Source organism: Klebsiella sp. GG_Kp173, assembly GCF_040062415.1.
In the GTDB taxonomy this organism is placed as follows: Bacteria; Pseudomonadota; Gammaproteobacteria; order Enterobacterales; family Enterobacteriaceae; genus Klebsiella; species Klebsiella quasipneumoniae.
On record NZ_JBEAFZ010000021.1, the window covers coordinates 136,831 to 154,304 of the forward strand.

Sequence of the window (17,474 nt, forward strand, 5' to 3'; positions counted from 1 at the left end):
GCAGATGATGAAAATGCGATGGTTATCGGCCCTGGTGCTTGGGGCATTGAGCTGCGCGGCCTTCGCCGAAGAGGCGCCTGCGGACAGCAATCTGATTAAGCAAGGGGAGTATCTGGCGCGGGCGGGGGACTGTGTCGCCTGCCACACCAACGGCAAAGCGGGCAAACCTTTCGCCGGCGGTCTGCCGATGGAGACGCCGATCGGCACCATCTACTCCACCAATATCACGCCGGATAAAGAACACGGCATTGGCGGGTACACCTTCGAAGAGTTCGACGACGCGGTGCGCAAGGGCGTGCGGAAAGACGGTTCCACGCTCTATCCGGCGATGCCGTATCCCTCGTTCGCACGGATCAGCGAAGCGGACATGCGCGCCATGTACGCCTACTTTATGCACGGCGTGGAGCCGGTGAATGTCGCCAACAAGGACACCGACATCCCGTGGCCGCTGTCGATGCGCTGGCCGCTGGCGTTCTGGCGCGGCATCTTCGCCCCGACGCCGAGCGACTTTGTCGCCAATCCGCAGGTTGACCCGGTGCTGGAGCGCGGCCGCTATCTGGTGGAAGGCCTGGGCCACTGCGGCGCCTGTCATACCCCGCGTAGCCTGACGATGCAGGAAAAAGCGCTCAGCGAAAGCGAAGGCGATGATTACCTGGCGGGCAGCAATGCGCCGATTGACGGCTGGGTTGCCTCCAGCCTGCGCGGCGAAAACCGCGACGGTCTGGGGACCTGGAGCGAAGCCGAGCTGGCCGAGTTCCTGAAAACCGGACGTAACGATAAATCGGTGGTCTTCGGCGGCATGAGCGATGTGGTGGAGCACAGTCTGCAGTATCTCTCTGATGACGACATCACCGCCATCGCCCGCTATCTGAAGTCGCTCCCGCCGCGCGGCGGCAAACAGACCCCAGCCCCGGTGGAAGACAGCGTGGCGAAAGATCTGTGGAAGGGTAACGACAGCAAAACCGGCGCCGCGCTGTACGTCGATAACTGCGCCGCCTGCCACCGCACCGACGGCGCAGGCTATAAACGCGCCTTCCCGTCGCTGAAGGGCAATCCGGTGGTGCAGACCGAAGATGCCACTTCGCTTATCCATATCGTTCTGACCGGGAGCACCACGCCGGCGGTGAAAGATGCGGTCTCCAACCTGACCATGCCATCGTTCGGCTGGCGTCTGGACGACCAGCAGGTGGCGGATGTGGTCAACTTCATCCGCACCAGCTGGGGCAACAACGCGCCGGCGGTCAGCGCCAGCGATGTGGCGAAGGTGCGTAAGGAGACCGCGGCGCACGATGAGAAGGCGTTAGGCAACGCTGATATCTCGAAGCTGCCGGGGGCCGGACAGTAACCGTCAGGGTTGCGTCGCCCACGCGGCGCAACCCATACTTAGCCAGGACGTAAAATACTGTCTGAATCAAGGAGTTTGCCTTCATGCTGCATGCAGAGCGACTGACCTGCATCGTTGACGATCGACCGCTGTTTGCGGAGCTGACGCTGTCCCTTGCTGCCGGTGAGCTGCTGCAGGTCGCCGGTGATAACGGCGCGGGGAAAACCTCGCTGCTGCGGATCCTCTGTGGCCTGGCGCGCCCGGAAAGCGGCGGGGTGAGCTGGCAGGGCCAGCCGCTGGCGAAGGTCCGGGAGTCATTTCATCGTCAGCTGCTGTGGCTGGGCCATAAGCCCGGCGTCAACGCGGCGCTGACCGCCGATGAAAACCTGCGTTTCTTCTTTCCGGCCAGCCGGCTTCAGCAGCGGGAACGCGCCCTCGCCGCCGTCGGCCTGGCGGGCTATGAAGATCTCCCCTTAAGCCAGCTCTCCGCCGGGCAGCAGCGCCGGGTGGCGCTGACCCGTCTGTGGTTAACCGACGCGCAGCTGTGGATCCTCGATGAGCCGTTCACCGCCCTCGACGCTACAGCGATGGAAACCCTGACCTGCCGCCTGGAGCAGCACGCCCGGCAGGGGGGAAGCGCGATCCTCACTACCCACCAGCCTCTGCGGCCGCTGCGCTGCCCGTTGCGCACCCTGCGCCTCGGCGGCGACGCTGGAGGCGGGCAATGATGCGAGCGCTGTTGGCCCGGGAACTGCGCCTGGCGTGGCGCAGCGGGGCGGAGATCCTCAATCCGCTCTGGTTCTTTCTGATCGTCATCACGCTGTTTCCGTTCGGCGTCGGCGCCGCGCCGCAGCTGCTGGCGCAGATTGCGCCGGGCGTGGTGTGGGTCGCCGCGCTGCTGGCGGCGCTGCTGGTGATGGATCGGTTGTTTCGTGACGACTGGCAGGACGGCTCCCTGGAGCAGCTGTTGCTTCTGCCGACGCCGCTGGTGGCGGTGGTGCTGGTGAAGGTGGTCGCCCACTGGATGATGAGCGGCCTGCCGCTGCTGATCGTCTCTCCGCTGGCGGCGCTGCTGCTGGGGATGAGCGTGCACGATGCCGGCGTGCTGGCGCTGACCTTGCTGCTCGGCACCCCGACGCTCAGTTTTCTTGGCGCGGTGGGGGTTGGCCTGACCGTCGGCCTGAAGCGCGGCGGCGTCCTGCTGAGCCTGCTGGTGCTGCCGCTGGCGGTGCCGCTGCTGATTTTCGCCACCGCGGCCTGCCAGGCCGCCGCCGCCGGGCTCCCGGTCGGCGGCTATCTGGCGATGCTGGCGGCGTTCTTAACCGCCAGCGCCACCCTGTGTCCGTTCGCCACCGCCGCCGCGCTGCGGCTGACCGTGCAATAATTCGCTGCGCCTGCGGGTGCGGCCATCAAAACCGTGTGAGTAAGCGTCTATGTGGAAAGCGTTACATCAACTGGCGATCCCCGAGCGGCTGTACCGCCTGTGCGGATGCTGGATCCCCTGGCTGGCGGCGTTGAGCGCGCTGTTGCTGGTCATCGGCCTGGGGTGGGGCTTTGGCTTCGCCCCGGCGGACTATCAGCAGGGGGAGAGCTACCGGATCATGTATCTTCACGTCCCGGCGGCGATGTGGTCGATGGGGCTGTACCTGGCGATGGCCGTCGCGGCCTTCATCGGGGTGGTCTGGCAGATCAAAATGGCCGATCTGGCGATTGCCGGCCTGGCACCGGTGGGGGCGGTCTGCACCCTGGTGGCGCTGGTCAGCGGCGCGGCGTGGGGCAAGCCAATGTGGGGAACCTGGTGGATCTGGGACGCCCGCCTGACCTCGGAGCTGGTGCTGCTGTTTCTTTATGCCGGGGTCATCGCCCTGTGGCACGCCTTTGACGACCGGCGGATGGCCGGGCGCGCGGCGGGGATCCTCGTCCTGGTCGGGGTGGTCAATCTGCCCATCATTCATTACTCGGTCTACTGGTGGAATACTCTGCACCAGGGTTCGACCAACCTGCAGCAAACCATCGACCCGAGCATGCGTCTGCCGCTGCGGATCTGTATCTTTGCTTTCCTCGCGCTGTCGGTCACCCTGACCCTGATGCGCCTGCGTAACCTGATCCTGCAGCTGGAGCGTCGTCGACCGTGGGTGGTGGCGCTGGCTAACAAAGGAGCCGTCCGATGAGCCCCGCTTTTTCTTCGTTCGCCGCCTTCCTGAATATGGGCGGCTATGCCCTGTACGTCTGGCTGGCGGTGGCGGTGGCCGTCGCCGCCTTTGGCCTGCTGACGGTGCACACCCTGTGGGCGCGGCGGGCGCTATTCCATGAAGTGCGACGCCAGCAGGCGCGCGAGCGGCGGATCGCGGCTGCCCGCGAACATGACAAGGAGGCCGCGGATGCAAGCGCGTCGTAAAACCCGGCTGTATATCGTGCTGGCGGTGCTCGCCGGACTTGGGCTCACCGTCAGCCTGACGCTGTACGCCCTGAGCAGCAATATCGATCTGTTCTACACCCCGGGGGAAATTATCTACGGCAAAACGGAAACCCGGGCGCTACCCCATACCGGGCAGCGCCTTCGGGTGGGAGGCTACGTTCAGCCGGGCTCCCTGCAGCGCGACCCGCAAACTCTCGACGTGCGCTTTAAGCTGTATGACGCCCGCGGGGTGGTGGACGTTAGCTATAAGGGTATTCTGCCGGACCTGTTCCGTGAGGGGCAGGGCGTGGTGGCCCAGGGCGTGCTGGACGGCGAGCGGCATATTACCGCCCAGCAGGTGCTGGCCAAACATGATGAAAATTACACCCCGCCGGAGGTGAAAAACGCCATGACGCCGGAGAAAACGGGGGCGCAGCCATGATGCCGGAGCTGGGCAATTTTTTACTGTGTCTGGCGGCGGGGCTGGCGCTGCTCCTGAGCGTCTATCCCCTGTGGGGCGCGGCGCGGCAGGACCGGCGGCTGATGGCCCTGGCCCGGCCGCTGGCCTGTGGGCTATTCGCCTGTATCGGCGGCGCTTTCCTGCTGCTGGTGCACGCCTTTGTGGTCAATGACTTTACCGTCCGCTATGTGGCGGAAAACTCCAACAGCGCGCTGCCGGTGTGGTATCGGGTGGCGGCGACCTGGGGGGCGCACGAGGGCTCGCTGCTGCTGTGGGTTCTGCTGCTCAGCGTCTGGACCTTCGCCGTCGCCCTCTTCAGCCGCCGGATGCCGCTCGACGCCGTCGCCCGGGTGCTGGCGGTGATGGGGATGATCGCCTTGGGGTTCCTGCTGTTCATCCTCTTCACCTCCAATCCGTTCAGCCGCGGCCTGCCGCAGTACCCCATTGACGGCCGCGACCTCAATCCGCTGCTGCAGGATATCGGCATGATTTTCCATCCGCCGATCCTCTATATGGGTTACGTCGGCTTCTCGGTGGCTTTCGCCTTCGCCATCGCCTCGCTGCTGGCGGGCCGGCTGGATACTGCCTGGGCGCGCTGGTCGCGTCCCTGGACCCAGGCGGCATGGATGTTCCTCACTCTCGGCATCGTGCTGGGCTCGGCGTGGGCCTATTACGAACTGGGCTGGGGCGGCTGGTGGTTCTGGGACCCGGTGGAAAACGCCTCGTTTATGCCGTGGCTGGTGGGCACCGCGCTGCTGCACTCCCTGGCGGTGACCGAAAAGCGGGGCAGCTTCCGCGCCTGGACGGTGCTGCTGGCCATCGCAGCCTTCTCCCTGTGCCTGCTGGGCACCTTCCTGGTGCGCTCCGGGGTGCTGGTCTCGGTGCATGCCTTCGCCTCGGATCCGTCGCGCGGGCTGTTTATTCTGGCGCTGCTGATTGTCGCCATCGGCGGGTCGCTGCTGCTGTACGCCCTGAAGGGCGGCCGGGTGCGGGCGCGGGTGGAACATACCCTGTGGTCGCGCGAGTCGTTCCTGCTTGGCAACAATATTTTGCTGATGGCCGCGATGCTGGTGGTGCTCCTCGGAACGCTGCTGCCGCTGGTGCATAAAGAGCTGGGCCTCGGCAGCATCTCCATCGGCGAGCCGTTCTTTAACACCATGTTCACCGCCCTGATGGCGCCGTTTGCGCTGCTGCTGGGGCTGGGGCCGCTGATCCGCTGGCGGCGCGATGACATCGCCAGGCAGATTAAGCGCCTGATTATCGCTCTGGTGGTGACGTTGTCACTTTCTCTGGCGCTGCCGTGGCTGCTGCAGGATCGTATCACCGCGATGGCGGTCATTGGCCTGATGATGGCCCTGTGGGTGCTGATCTTCGCCCTGCTGGAGGTTCACGAACGGGCCACTCATCGCCACGGCTTCTGGCGCGGCCTGCGGACGCTGACCCGCAGCCAGTGGGGGATGGTGCTCGGTCACGTCGGCGTGGCGGTGACCGTTATCGGCATCACCTTTAGCCAGAACTACAGCGTGGAGCGCGATGTACGGATGCGCCCCGGCGACAGTATCGATATCCATCGCTATCACTTTGTGTTTAACGGCGTGCGCAATATCGTCGGCCCCAACTGGACCGGCGGCGAAGGCATAATTGCCGTGACCCGCAGCGGACGCCCGGAAGCGACGCTGTATGCTGAGAAGCGCTTTTACACCGCCAGCCGGATGATGATGACCGAGGCGGCGATCAGCGGCGGGCTGACCCGCGATCTGTACGCCGCGCTGGGGGAAGAGCTGAGCGACGGCAGCTGGGCGGTACGTCTGTACTACAAACCGTTCGTTCGCTGGATCTGGTACGGCGGGGTGCTGATGGCCCTCGGCGGTCTGTGCTGCATGCTCGACCCGCGCTATCGGATGCGTAAGAAACTGCAGGAGGCCTCATGAACCGGAAGCTGCTGTTTATCCCGCTGGCGCTGTTTCTGGCGCTGGCCGCTGCGCTGTTCTGGCAGCTGATGCGCAACGCCGATGGCGACGACCCGACGACCCTCGAGTCGGCGCTGATCGGCAAACCGCTGCCGGAGTTTCGCCTTGAAGCGCTGAATACCCCCGGTCAGACGCTGGACCGGCGGACGCTGATTGACGGCAAGCCGCTGCTGCTCAACGTCTGGGCCACCTGGTGCCCAACCTGTCGCGCCGAGCATCAGTTTCTCAACGGCCTGGCGCAGCAGGGGGTGCGGGTGGTGGGGATGAACTACAAAGACGATCGCCAGAAGGCGATGAGCTGGCTGCAGCGCCTGGGTAATCCGTACAGGCTGAGCCTGTACGACGGCAACGGCATGCTCGGCCTGGATCTGGGGGTTTATGGCGCGCCGGAGACGTTTCTCATCGACGGTCAGGGCATAATCCGCTGGCGGCACGCCGGTGACCTGAACGAACGGGTGTGGCGAGAGGAGCTCCAGCCGCTGTGGGATCAATACAACCGGGGGGCGGGCTGATGAGAGGGGTAATGGGCATCCTGCTGGCGCTGATGCTGACCGGCCAGGCGTGGGCCGCCATCGATACCTGGCAGTTTAAGGATGAGGCTCAGGAGCAGGCCTTTCGCGAGATCACCTCCCAGCTGCGCTGCCCGAAATGCCAGAACAACAGCATCGCCGACTCGAACGCGATGATTGCCGCCGATATGCGGCAGAAGGTGTACGAGCTGATGCAGCAGGGGAAAACGAAAGGGCAGATCGTTGACTATATGGTGGCCCGCTACGGCAATTTTGTCAGCTACGAGCCGCCGCTGACCGCGGGCACGGTGCTGCTGTGGCTGGGGCCGGGGCTGTTCGTGCTGGCGGGCGCCGGGATGATTATCGCCCGCGCGCGTCGTCGCGACATCCCTGACGCGGCGCTCAGCGCTGAAGAGCGCCAGCGGCTGGCGGAATTATTGAAAGAAGGAAAAGAACGATGAGCCTGTTGGTGGTTATCGCCGGGCTGTTGCTAGCTGGCGCGCTGGGACTGCTTTATTACCCATGGACGGGCAACGGGGCGGTGGACCGCGATACCCTCAACCGCGCCCTGTATCAGTCGCGCCTGCAGGAGCTGACGCAGGAGCGCGGCGAGGACAACCCGGCGCTGGTCGTCGAGCTGCAGCGCACGCTGCTGACCGATATCCCGCCCCAGGCACAGCCTGGCGAACGGCCGCTAAGCCGCTGGGCGCTGCTTCCGGGGGCGCTGCTGCTGGTGGTCCTGAGTCTGGGCCTGTATCTGAAAACCAGCGATATTGGCCAGGTGCTGCTCTGGCAGCAGGCTGAACGGCATTATCCTGCGCTGCTGCAGCAGGTTAAGGACCCGACGGCGGCGCCGCTGCGTATGGATGAGCTGGCGGAGCTGCGGCTCGGGCTGCGCAGCCACCTGCAGACTACGCCGAACGACCTCGCCGGCTGGCAGCTGCTTGGGCGGCTGGGCCTGTTGTTAAACGATGGCGAGACGGCGATCGGCGCCTTTGGCCGGGCGCATGCTCTGGCGGCGGATGACCCGGCGGCGGCTTTCGATTACGCCAGCGCGCTGGTGCGGGCGGGAGATAGCGGTCAGGTTCGGATGGGCGAGCTGCTGCTGCGTGACCTGCATCAGCGACAGCCGAACAGCCTGCCGGTGCTGGAGATGCTGGCCCTGAGCGCGGTGCGTAATGAAGATTACCCCGAAGCCGTGGCCGCCCTGCAGGCGCTGCTGGCCCGGCTGCCGGAAGGGGATGCGCGGCGCGAGGCGATCGTCCGCCAGCTGGCGCAGGCGCAGCAGCAGGCGCAGTAACTGCCCGGCGGCGCTGAACGTGGGGTCTGCCGCGAGGACGGTACGGGCAGCCCTGTTTTTGTAGGCCGGGTAAGTTTTGTAGGCCGGGTCAGGCGCAGCCGCCACCCGGCATAAAATCGGCTCCATGCCCGCAGTCCTTGCCCGGCGGCGCTGCGCTTGCGCGGGCCTACGAAGGGCGCGAATAGAGCGCCAAATCGCGGGCAGTTTTGTAGGCCGGGTAAGCGAAGCGCCACCCGGCAGAATAAAGGCACAACAGCGTAGCGCCATGCGCCGCCATCCGGGATTTTCTCTGCTGGCGCTACGCTTAGCCGCTAGCGTGCCAGGGTCCCAGGTGTAGTTGGCATCACTGAGGTACATCCTCCTAAGCGTCAGCAGCAAGCTGCCACTTAGGCTGTGGAGAACACCCCTCTTTCCGTCGCAAGCGTGGTAAAACTCGATTAACGAGTTTAAAAGGGTCTTCAGAGGGAACGCGAGTTAAGTCTAATCAGGGCAGGGGGACCGGCAGCATTTATAATCCGACAACCGGCTGCGCCGGGCCTTCGGCGCCATTTGGCTGGACTGTCACATGCACATCATCTGGCGCTGTCATGCCGCAGACGCGGCATTCTGAAGCTACTCGATGTTGTATGGTACGAATGCTATTGCAGAATTTCACGTCTGCTGTGTGCCAAGAGCGGACATCTCCAACATCTATGGTACATTGATCAACTGACAACAGGTTGATACAAGCCTTTATCAAAGGCGATAGTCGTAATATTATAAAGTCATGAGATCTAAAATGTTGCGTTTTAACTAATAAAGTAGATCTTAGGTTAAACTAGTTTGCTCATGGAAATTGAGATAACTATCTCTTGAGAAAATGTACAGAATTTGAGAAGCAGATGACGATAAGTGAAGATTGGCTGATCCTAAGGCAGAAATTAACAAAAATCAAAAATATGTCTGACAGTTGGGTTTTATCCCCGAATCTCGTAACTATGCTGATTTATGCCGAAGATCATAGATTCAATAGACATCATGGTGTAGATTTTATTGCTATCTGTCGTGCGTCATGGAGAACATTATTTTGTCGAAGAAGAGAGGGCGCTTCAACAATCGCAATGCAACTTGTAAGAGTGTTGACTGGTCGCTATGAGAGGACTCTGAGTAGAAAATTGTTAGAAATGTACGCAGCAATGCGTTTAACAAAACATATAAATAAGGATGAAATACCTAGGCTTTATCTATTTGTTGCTTATTATGGATGGAGAATGAATGGGTTGATTCAGGCATCGAATCGATTAAATATTGATTTTTCTAATTGTACTGATTATGAGGCAGCTAGTATAGTTGCTCGACTTAAATACCCTGAACCACAAAAATATAACCAGAATCGACATAATAAAATTTTAGCACGAACGAAGCATATACTTTTACAAGCTATCGTACATACAGAAGCAAGACAGCCAAAAAATATGAAAAAAGGTGATAATAATGGAACCATTTAAAGTCTCCCCTCATCTATCCACGTTATTGGATAGCTATCCTGATGTACAACTAATTATTGATGCTGCAAAAAATGGTGGAAACCCTTCCAAAGAAGCTATTGCCAGGCTGTGGCTATCAGAAGGTATACCCTTTGCATTCAAGAAATCACCTGCACTATACGAGGTCGTTAGGGTTTGGTTAGGGACTCGACTTAATGTTGATCCAAAAGAAATACATTTATCTGGAAGTGCCAGAATTGGACAGTCATTGGCACCAGCTAAACTGGGCACAGTTTTTGGGAGCCACTCGGATTTAGACCTATTTGTGGTTTCAGAATCGTTATTTGATAATGTTACAGCCGATTTTAACAACTGGTCATATGATTTTGAAACTGGCTCAGTACAACCAAATAATGATACGGAAAGGAAGTATTGGGTTGAAAATAATACTCGTGGCCAAAAAAATTTACAACGCGGTTTTCTTGATTCGTTTATAGTCCCTAATCGAGATGCATATCCTACAATAAAAAAAATTTCACAATCGATGTGGTTGCTTAAACAGAAGCTAGATGTTACAGATGATGCCCCAAGTATAAAGTCAGCTTCGGTTAGATGCTATAAAAATTGGGATAGCTACGTCCGACAAGTAGTTCTTAGCTTAACTTGAGACTTTTTCATTGTTTTATGACTGACGTAACTCTTGCAGTGAACTAGAGGCTTCCGATTGGTGTTTCAATATAAAAATTAAAACTGCATAGAGTTTACGCCTATGACTTTTTCTTTTCTGATACGTAGCAAATTTGATGCCGGCTGAGGGCTTGACGTCCCCTTCTCGCTCATAAGGGACAACCATACTCAAATCTCCCGCATTGCAGGAGATTTGAGTATGAACACGTCACCGTGGAAGAAAGACCGTATCATCTGCCAAAAAAGACCGCTTCAGATATCTCATATCTGGGGGAGCCGAATCCGGCTTGAACTGGAAGGTAAAACGCGCGATTTAGCTCTGTTCAATATGGCCCTGGACAGTAAGCTTCAAGGTTGTGATCTTGTCAAACTCAAAGTATCGGATGTGGCATATGGCAGCTCGGTTTCAAGCAGAGCAACAGTGTTGCAACAGAAAACCGGTAGCCCTGTGCAATTCGAGATAACCAAAGGGACAAGAGAAGCTGTTACTGCATTGATAAAGATTGGCAATTTGCGTAGTAAAGACTTCTTGTTTCGGTCTCGAGTTGGAACTAACAAGCACATTTCAACCCGGCAATACAACCGAATCTTTCATGGTTGGGTAGAAAAGCCTGGTCTCGAAGATTCGCTTTACAGCAAACATTCCATGAGAAGAACAAAACCTTACCTGATCTACAAGAAAACCAAGAATCTCCGGGTGATCCAACTTCTGTTGGGTCATAAGAAACTGGAAAGCACAGTCCGTTATCTGGGTATTGAAGTCGATGATGCGTTAGAGATCTCTGAGTCGATTGAAGTCTAAGGTTGTCAGGGCTGCAACAGCAGCCCTATGCCAGAAACGGAAGTAGGCTGAAGATAAATTAGCATTGCTGTTACTCGTGGGTTCTGCAGATGGGTAGAAATTGATAACTTAGGATGCAAGTTCGCCCCGCTCTTTCGGCAGTTTTCATCGAGGGAATATTCTCCGGAATAACTGTGCCCATATACAAAGATAGTTCCGAATCGGAATGAGCTAATAGTCGGTACAGCAGGCGTTGCGCTCGTGCTGACAATGATCGACCGCGAAAAGCAGGAAGTATTACTTTGTCAGTAATACGATATCCTCTCAGAAAAGCGATGTTTCCTTTCTGGCATATTAGCAACCCAGCGCGAACATCGTTTTCATAGATAATATATACTTCTTTCTCAGAAATATGGCCAAACAACTCTTCGTCGTCAACTGCTACCAAATTGCTTGCAGACAGTTCGCGAACTGACTGCCATGTATGCTTATAGGCATCGCCCAGAGCCTGACAACACCAGTCAAAATCTTCGTATGTCGCCACTTGCAAAGTAAGAGATTTATCATTGAATTCAGGCGGTTCAGAAAAAGAGGTGGCATATATATACTGGTCGGGAATACCCTGCGGGAAGTGCTGGCCTGGTACAAGAATGCGGACATACTGAGCGCTGAGTTGTGACCATTCCTTACTAATGAGTTCTAATGCAGTATGATTTAGGTCAGAATCCATACCTACAATATCAATAAAAGGTTTGTTAATATTTCCGCCCTGATAACGGGGGCCAGTAAGAAATTGCTTTCCATCAATTTTGAGTTTTCGTTGTAAAAAATATTCCTGACATTATCCAGTTTCTCTCTAGGGAAATCGCGCCGAGAAACTTCTGTCTGTACACCTCGATTCCTGCTCTGACAACCATTGTTTTAGCCATGAATGTAGGGTAAATTCAGGCACAGGTAGTTTGGCATATTGAGATAGCATGTAAGAAAGCATAAAAAATATTTCGCCCTTGGATGTATAAATGTTTTTTATAAACAAATCAGAATAGTTCTACTCTCATTTTATTACCAATTATATCTGGCACGCCCGCTCCTCGCTTATGGCGGACCTGTGTACACTTGGTTTGTCCGCTTGATGCCAGGAGCGGAAAGCGCTGACATCACAAGGTACCACTCAACGCGGCGCAAGCCAGTCAGTTAGCGAGTTTTTGTAGGCCGGGTAAGGCGCAGCCGCCACCCGGCAAAAATACGGCACAAGAGCGGCCCCATAGCGTAGCCGGGATAAGGTCTCACGCATCGCTCTCCGGGATTCTCCCTGCGGGCGCTATGCTCAGCCGCTTCCGGGTTAATCTCCAGGTGTCGCAGGAATGACTGAAGGATCTCCCCCTTAGCATCACAGCAAGCTGCCGCTAAGCCCGCGGAGAACACCCTCTTAACGCTGCAAGCGCTGGAGATCCCGAGTACCGAAGTTAAAAAGGATTAGCTAAAGGTCTTCAGCGCGGGACGCGAATAAATGCTAATCACTTGGGGGGGGGGGGAGCTCGGTCATGTTCTCTGGCGAACCGGATCGCGCTGCTGACAGCTGGCAAAAGAATCGTTGATATAGTCGCTCAGCGCCCACTTGTCCTGATAGCGAAACGTCCTCGGGAATGGATGTAGTACGAAGCGCCTGGTCAGGAGGTCAACGTGATTGCTACTGAAGACGCGGTATTCACTAATCATCTCAGCTGGTAACCTGTCACTCGCGCCGTTGGTAACGTGAAGATTCATGAATAATTTTGGAGTTCGGACGATTTATGAAAGCTATCAGACTATTCACTCTGATTCTGCCATTGTTCCTGGCACTCTGCGCCGGCACAGAGGCCAGCGCCAGCACACCTTCAGGCAGCATTTCCTCTGCAAACACATCAATTACCACTCGTGATAATAACGGAAACCTACTGCCGAGTTTCCTGCGGCTTCAGTACGATGTGGATTCAGATGGCAGAGTTCAGAATGTAAAGATACTTGAATCGACAACGACTCCGGAGTTGGAACATCAAATCATTGATAAAATGATGAAAAAATGGCGTTTTGAAAAGGGGAAACCAGGAAAAGCGCAAAGATTAGTCGTCAAGATCCAACCCAAATCAGACGGCGGTCCCGCAAATAAGCAGTAAGAACTTATAATGACAAGTTCCCTGACGCATCGTCTACATCGTTAAAGTCCCCTGAGCGCAAGGAGCGGACGCTATCTATCAATAGAGGGTTCGTTTCACCGGAATGCTTACTCTCAACCCCAAAAAAGCCCCTGCGCGAAAGCAGGGGCAAGCCATGTCAGAGCTTATTTTTTATTAGTTAAATACCATCCCGCCGTCGATCAGCAAGGACTGACCGGTCATGTAATCAGAATCCGGGCTGGCAAGATAGGAGACGCAGGCGGCGACATCTTCCGGCTCGGATAGCCGACCGAGAGTGATGCGTTTGGCGAACTCGGCGGTACCGTAGCCCAGCGGTTTACCGGCGGCTTCTGACACCTGGCGGTCAATTTCGGCCCACATCGGCGTTTTGACGATCCCCGGGCAGTAGCCGTTGACCGTGATGCCCAGCGGCGCGAGGTCGCGAGCGGCGGTCTGGGTTAAGCCGCGCACCGCGAATTTACTCGAGCTATACACCGCCAGCTCCGGGTTGCCGACGTGGCCGGCCTGGGAACAGGCGTTGATGATTTTCCCGCCGTGCCCCTCTTTCTTAAAGGCTTCGACCGCCGCCTGAATGCCCCAGATCACCCCTTTGACGTTGATGTTGTAGACTTTATCGACAATTTCCGGGGTAATGGACTCGATCGGCGTGGACGGCGCTACGCCGGCGTTGTTGACGATGACGTCGAAGCCGCCCAGCGTTTTGCGCGCCTGTTCGACGGCGGCGAACACCTGATCGCGGTCGGAGACATCCACTTTCACCGCCATGGCGCGGCCGCCGGCCTGGTTGATTTCGGAGGCGACCGCTTTGGCGGTGGCGTCGTTATAATCGGCAATGGCCACGGCAAATCCATCCTTCACCAGACGAAGGGCGATAGCTTTACCAATCCCCTGGCCGGCGCCGGTAACAAGTGCGACTTTTTTCATTTTCCTTTCCTTATTGTGATGACTTACAGAATCTGACTCAGATGCAGCTGGCCCATCAGCAGCGGGTTATCACGATAATCCACCGGAATGGCCACCACCGCCGGGCCGTCGACGTCCATCGCCGCGCGCAAGGTCGGCTCCAGCGCCTCGGCGCTTTCCACGGCAAACCCTTTGGCGCCGAAGGACTCGGCATAGGCTTTAAAATCCATCGGCCCGAACTCGACGCCGGACAGGCGCTGATATTTTTTCTCTTCCTGGATGGCCACCATGTTGTAGCCGTTATCGACCCAGATCAGGTGCAGCACGTTGGCTTTCAGGCGGACGGCGGTCTCCAGCTCCATGCTCGACTGCAGGAAGCCGCCGTCGCCGGAGACGGAGACCACTTTGCGCTCAGGATTGACCAGCCAGGCGCCGATGGCCCAGGGCAGGGCGACGCCCATGGTCTGCTGGCCGTTGGAGATCATCACCTGACGGGCGCGGAAGCTGTACAGGTAGCGGGCAATCCAGATATGGAAGCTGCCCATGTCCACGGTCAGCGTGACGTCGCTGTTGACGATATCCTGCATGGCGCGAACGATGCGCAGCGGATGCAGGGCAAACTGATTCAGCTGCGCGCCGCGGCGGTCCAGCAGTTCGCGCTGGTGCTGGCGGTCGCGGAGGATCTCCGCCGCCTGCGGGGAGAGCACCAGCCGGCGATCGATATTTTGCGCCAGCTTGTTGAGGGTGCCGGCGATATCACCCACCAGCTCGACGTCCGGGGTGTAGTTGCGCTCTTCATAGGCTGGCAGGACGTCGATATGCACCAGCGTCGCGTTGCCGCTGTTCCACATCGCCGGTTCATATTCCACCGGGCTGTAGCCGATGCAGATCACCAGGTCGGCGAGCTGCAGCAGACGGTCCCCGGCCTGGTTGTTAAACAGCCCGACCCGGCCGGCGAAGCGAGAGAAGTTATCCTGATTGACCGCCCCGGCGGCCTGATAGGTGCTGGTGACCGGAATATGGCTGGCCTCCAGCAAACGGCGCAGCGCCGCGCTATTCTCCGGCTGGCTGGCCATCAGGCCGAGCAGGAAGATCGGGTTCTTCGCCTGAGCGATAAGCTTCGCCACCCGATCGATGGCTGCATCCGGCGCGGCGCCCATCTGCGGGGCCCCGCTGGCCGGCAGCACTTTGCCGCTGACCGGGCCATCGACCACATCCTGCGGCAGGCTGACGAAAGCGCTGCCCGGGCGGCCCTGCTCGGCGGCGCGGAAGGCGTTGGAGACCACTTCCGCCAGCGCGTCCGGCGCGGTCACCTCGACGGCGTATTTCGTCACCGGGCTGAACATCGCCACCGTATCCATACTCTGGTGGACCTGTTTGGCCTTATCGGCGCGTTTCACCGCGCCGCCCAGGGCCACCACCGGGTCGCCTTCGCTGTTGGCGGTGGCCATACCGGTGATCAGGTTGGAGCAGCCCGGGCCGGAGGTGACCAGCGCCACGCCGGCTTTACCGGTAATGCGCCCGACGGCGGCGGCCATAAACGCGGCGTTGGCTTCGTGGCGTACCGGAATAATGCGAATGGAGGAATCCAGCAGTGAGTCGAATACCTTGTCGATTTTGGCGCCAGGGATGCCGAACACCTGACGTACCCCCTGGGCTTCCAGCTGGCTGACGACGAGATCGGCGCCGTGCGCCCACTGGCGTACCGGATACTGTTTGTCCATGTGACCCCCTTAACTTTCTACGGAACGGATGGCGGCATCGAGATTATCGGGATGCAGATTGGCCTGCAGGAACGCGCTGTCGGCGGGCAGGTCGATCATCAGCTTGTGAATTTCGCCGAAGGTCAACACCCCGTGGTCGAGCTGGTAATCCAGCAGGTGACCGCCGCCTTTGCGGTCATCGGTAATAAAGTGCTCGTGATACCCGGCGACGTTGATCCCCTGCATATGCTGCGGGGTACGGAAGCCGACCAGTACCCCTTCGCGCTGGTTAAAGCGGAACACCGGCTGATCGTCGAGGACGTCGGTCATCGCCCGGTACGGCGGCGTCTGGCGCGGCACGGTGCGGGTATGGGCATGGCGGAAATGGCCATCGATGCGCAGGGCGCAGAACAGGTTGTCAGAGGGAATTTGCTGGTCGATCACCTCGTGCAGCTGCTGGCGGCTCACCGGGTGGTCGAAGGTTTTCCGGTACTGCGGCTGGAACCAGGTCATCACCGCGAACGGCGTTTTCTGCTCCGGCTGGGCTTTGCGCGCGCTGCCGTCGGCCCGCAGCTGATAGACCTGACTGCTAAAAGCGATCAGCTCCCCGTCCAGCTCATTAAAGGTGCCGAGACCGAAATCGCCGTGCTTCAGCAGGTCGGCGATGGTGGTGCTCCCTTCGTAAACCCCGCTCAGCAGGGCGCTCATGAGCGATGTCTGATAGAGCACGCTCTCGGGATGCTGCGCGGAAAACGCCCGCAGGGTTTCGCATAGACTCTCTTCGCAGGTGCATTCAGCAGAATGATTCATATACCACTTCCTCGTTCAACAAATATAAGAAAGGTTAAATAAATGTTGACCCGATTCAGCTCACAGTTCCAATATAGAAACCATGCTGGTTTGAGACGTTTTCGATATGGAACTTCGTTATCTTCGCTATTTTGTCGCCGTCGCCAGGACGCGGCACTTCACCCAGGCCGCCAAGGAACTGGGTATTTCACAGCCTCCGTTAAGTCAGCAAATTCAGCGGCTTGAGCGCGAGGTGGGGACCCCGCTGTTTCGGCGTTTGACCCGCGGGGTGGAGCTCACCGAGGCCGGTGAGTCGTTCTATGAGGATGCCCGCCAGATCCTCGCCATGAGCGATGCGGCGCTGGAGAAGGCCAAGGGCATTGCGCGCGGGATGAACGGCAGCCTGTCGCTAGGCATTACCAGTTCTGATGCTTTCCACCCGCAAATCTTCACGCTGCTGCACCGTTTTCAGCTCGACCACCCCGGGGTGACCCTGCACCAGATGGAAGACAACATGGCCAATCTGATGACCGCCCTGAGCGAGGCCGAGCTGGATATTGCCTTCGTCCGTCTGCCGTGCGAGAGCAGTAAGGCCTTTAATCTGCGGATTATCGATGAGGAGCCGATGGTTATCGCGCTGCCGCGCGATAACCCGCTAGCGACGCAGCCGACCCTGGCCCTGGAGCAGCTGCGCGACGTGGCGCCGATCCTCTTCCCGCGGGAAGTGGCTCCGGGGCTGTATGAGCTGGTGTACAACAGCTGCCTGCGCGCCGGCATCGATATGGAGCGCGCCTGGCAGTCGTCGCAGATTTCGTCGTCGCTGAGCATGGTCAATGCCGGGTTCGGCTTCGCGCTGGTCCCGCAGTCAATGACCTGCATCCAGCAGCCGAACGTCAGCTATCACCCGCTCAGCGGGGCGCCGCTGAAGACCGATATCGCCATCGCCTGGCGGCGCTTCGAGCGCTCGCGCACGGTGAAACGCTTTCTGGCGATGTTCTGATCTTCGC

General features: G+C 58.5%; 18 protein-coding genes and 1 pseudogene. 15 read left to right on the forward strand and 4 right to left on the reverse strand.

Translation table 11 applies throughout. The features are described 5' to 3' along the window. Nucleotides 1-4 precede the first annotated feature (4 nt). From ABLU50_RS11980 to ABLU50_RS12040, 13 genes are all read left to right on the forward strand, one after another. Nucleotides 5-1,345 carry a cytochrome c gene (locus ABLU50_RS11980; RefSeq protein ID WP_176391517.1) on the forward strand — a complete coding sequence of 447 codons (1,341 nt, stop codon included), beginning with the start codon at nt 5-7 and terminating at the stop codon, nt 1,343-1,345. Nucleotides 1,346-1,428: 83 nt separating this feature from the next. After that, entirely contained in the window at nt 1,429-2,052 is a 624-nt protein-coding gene (gene ccmA / locus ABLU50_RS11985) for a cytochrome c biogenesis heme-transporting ATPase CcmA (protein ID WP_048963677.1), read from the forward strand. Beyond that, entirely contained in the window at nt 2,049-2,708 is a 660-nt protein-coding gene (gene ccmB, locus ABLU50_RS11990) for a heme exporter protein CcmB (protein WP_017899585.1), read from the forward strand. The genes ccmA and ccmB overlap by 4 nt, the downstream gene beginning before the upstream one ends. A 49-nt stretch (nt 2,709-2,757) precedes the next feature. Beyond that, nucleotides 2,758-3,495, forward strand: a complete 738-nt coding sequence (locus ABLU50_RS11995; protein ID WP_087832255.1) for a heme ABC transporter permease — start codon at nt 2,758-2,760, stop codon at nt 3,493-3,495. After that, nucleotides 3,492-3,722 carry a heme exporter protein CcmD gene (ccmD, locus tag ABLU50_RS12000; protein WP_004203001.1) on the forward strand — a complete coding sequence of 77 codons (231 nt, stop codon included), beginning with the start codon at nt 3,492-3,494 and terminating at the stop codon, nt 3,720-3,722. The genes ABLU50_RS11995 and ccmD overlap by 4 nt, the downstream gene beginning before the upstream one ends. Next, entirely contained in the window at nt 3,706-4,164 is a 459-nt protein-coding gene (gene ccmE, locus ABLU50_RS12005) for a cytochrome c maturation protein CcmE (protein WP_004143391.1), read from the forward strand. The genes ccmD and ccmE overlap by 17 nt, the downstream gene beginning before the upstream one ends. Next, nucleotides 4,161-6,113 (forward strand): heme lyase CcmF/NrfE family subunit, encoded by a 1,953-nt coding sequence (locus ABLU50_RS12010; RefSeq protein ID WP_048324532.1) that lies wholly within the window; start codon nt 4,161-4,163, stop codon nt 6,111-6,113. Before ccmE ends, ABLU50_RS12010 begins: the two co-directional genes overlap by 4 nt. Then, complete coding sequence (locus tag ABLU50_RS12015) at nt 6,110-6,664, forward strand: DsbE family thiol:disulfide interchange protein (RefSeq protein WP_087832254.1); 555 nt, start codon at nt 6,110-6,112, stop codon at nt 6,662-6,664. Before ABLU50_RS12010 ends, ABLU50_RS12015 begins: the two co-directional genes overlap by 4 nt. An 11-nt stretch (nt 6,665-6,675) precedes the next feature. Beyond that, on the forward strand, nt 6,676-7,122 hold the full coding sequence (locus ABLU50_RS12020) for a cytochrome c-type biogenesis protein (protein WP_074377610.1): 447 nt from the start codon (nt 6,676-6,678) through the stop codon (nt 7,120-7,122). Beyond that, a complete protein-coding gene (gene ccmI, locus ABLU50_RS12025) occupies nt 7,119-7,961 on the forward strand; it encodes a c-type cytochrome biogenesis protein CcmI (protein ID WP_087832253.1) in 843 nt (280 codons plus the stop codon). The genes ABLU50_RS12020 and ccmI overlap by 4 nt, the downstream gene beginning before the upstream one ends. An 881-nt stretch (nt 7,962-8,842) precedes the next feature. Continuing rightward, nucleotides 8,843-9,448: a biosynthetic peptidoglycan transglycosylase gene (locus ABLU50_RS12030; RefSeq protein WP_071592544.1), complete on the forward strand. Its 606-nt coding sequence runs from the start codon at nt 8,843-8,845 to the stop codon at nt 9,446-9,448. Beyond that, nucleotides 9,435-10,094, forward strand: coding sequence for a hypothetical protein (locus ABLU50_RS12035; protein ID WP_165453209.1), 660 nt, complete (start codon nt 9,435-9,437; stop codon nt 10,092-10,094). The genes ABLU50_RS12030 and ABLU50_RS12035 overlap by 14 nt, the downstream gene beginning before the upstream one ends. A gap of 219 nt (nt 10,095-10,313) precedes the next feature. After that, entirely contained in the window at nt 10,314-10,916 is a 603-nt protein-coding gene (locus ABLU50_RS12040) for a tyrosine-type recombinase/integrase (RefSeq protein WP_087832252.1), read from the forward strand. A 70-nt stretch (nt 10,917-10,986) separates the two neighbouring features. Here ABLU50_RS12040 and ABLU50_RS12045 read toward each other — a convergent pair. Beyond that, nucleotides 10,987-11,886, reverse strand: a pseudogene (locus ABLU50_RS12045) (hypothetical protein). An 802-nt stretch (nt 11,887-12,688) separates the two neighbouring features. Between ABLU50_RS12045 and ABLU50_RS12050 the strand changes: the two are divergent. Next, the gene (locus tag ABLU50_RS12050) at nt 12,689-13,051 is read left to right on the forward strand and encodes a TonB family protein (protein ID WP_087833080.1); all 363 of its coding nucleotides are present in this window, start codon (nt 12,689-12,691) and stop codon (nt 13,049-13,051) included. A 174-nt stretch (nt 13,052-13,225) separates the two neighbouring features. Here ABLU50_RS12050 and ABLU50_RS12055 read toward each other — a convergent pair whose 3' ends face one another. From ABLU50_RS12055 to budA, 3 genes are read right to left on the reverse strand one after another with little or no spacing between them, the layout of a single operon-like run. Next, nucleotides 13,226-13,996: a (S)-acetoin forming diacetyl reductase gene (locus ABLU50_RS12055; RefSeq protein ID WP_004151179.1), complete on the reverse strand. Its 771-nt coding sequence runs from the start codon at nt 13,994-13,996 to the stop codon at nt 13,226-13,228. A gap of 23 nt (nt 13,997-14,019) precedes the next feature. After that, on the reverse strand, nt 14,020-15,699 hold the full coding sequence (gene alsS / locus ABLU50_RS12060; RefSeq protein WP_043519886.1) for an acetolactate synthase AlsS: 1,680 nt from the start codon (nt 15,697-15,699) through the stop codon (nt 14,020-14,022). Between the two features lie 9 nt (nt 15,700-15,708). Further along, nucleotides 15,709-16,488 (reverse strand): acetolactate decarboxylase, encoded by a 780-nt coding sequence (gene budA / locus ABLU50_RS12065; RefSeq protein ID WP_002908205.1) that lies wholly within the window; start codon nt 16,486-16,488, stop codon nt 15,709-15,711. 106 nt (nt 16,489-16,594) lie between these two features. Between budA and ABLU50_RS12070 the strand changes: the two genes are divergently transcribed. After that, a complete protein-coding gene (locus ABLU50_RS12070) occupies nt 16,595-17,467 on the forward strand; it encodes a LysR family transcriptional regulator (RefSeq protein ID WP_004145376.1) in 873 nt (290 codons plus the stop codon). Nucleotides 17,468-17,474: the final 7 nt, after the last annotated feature.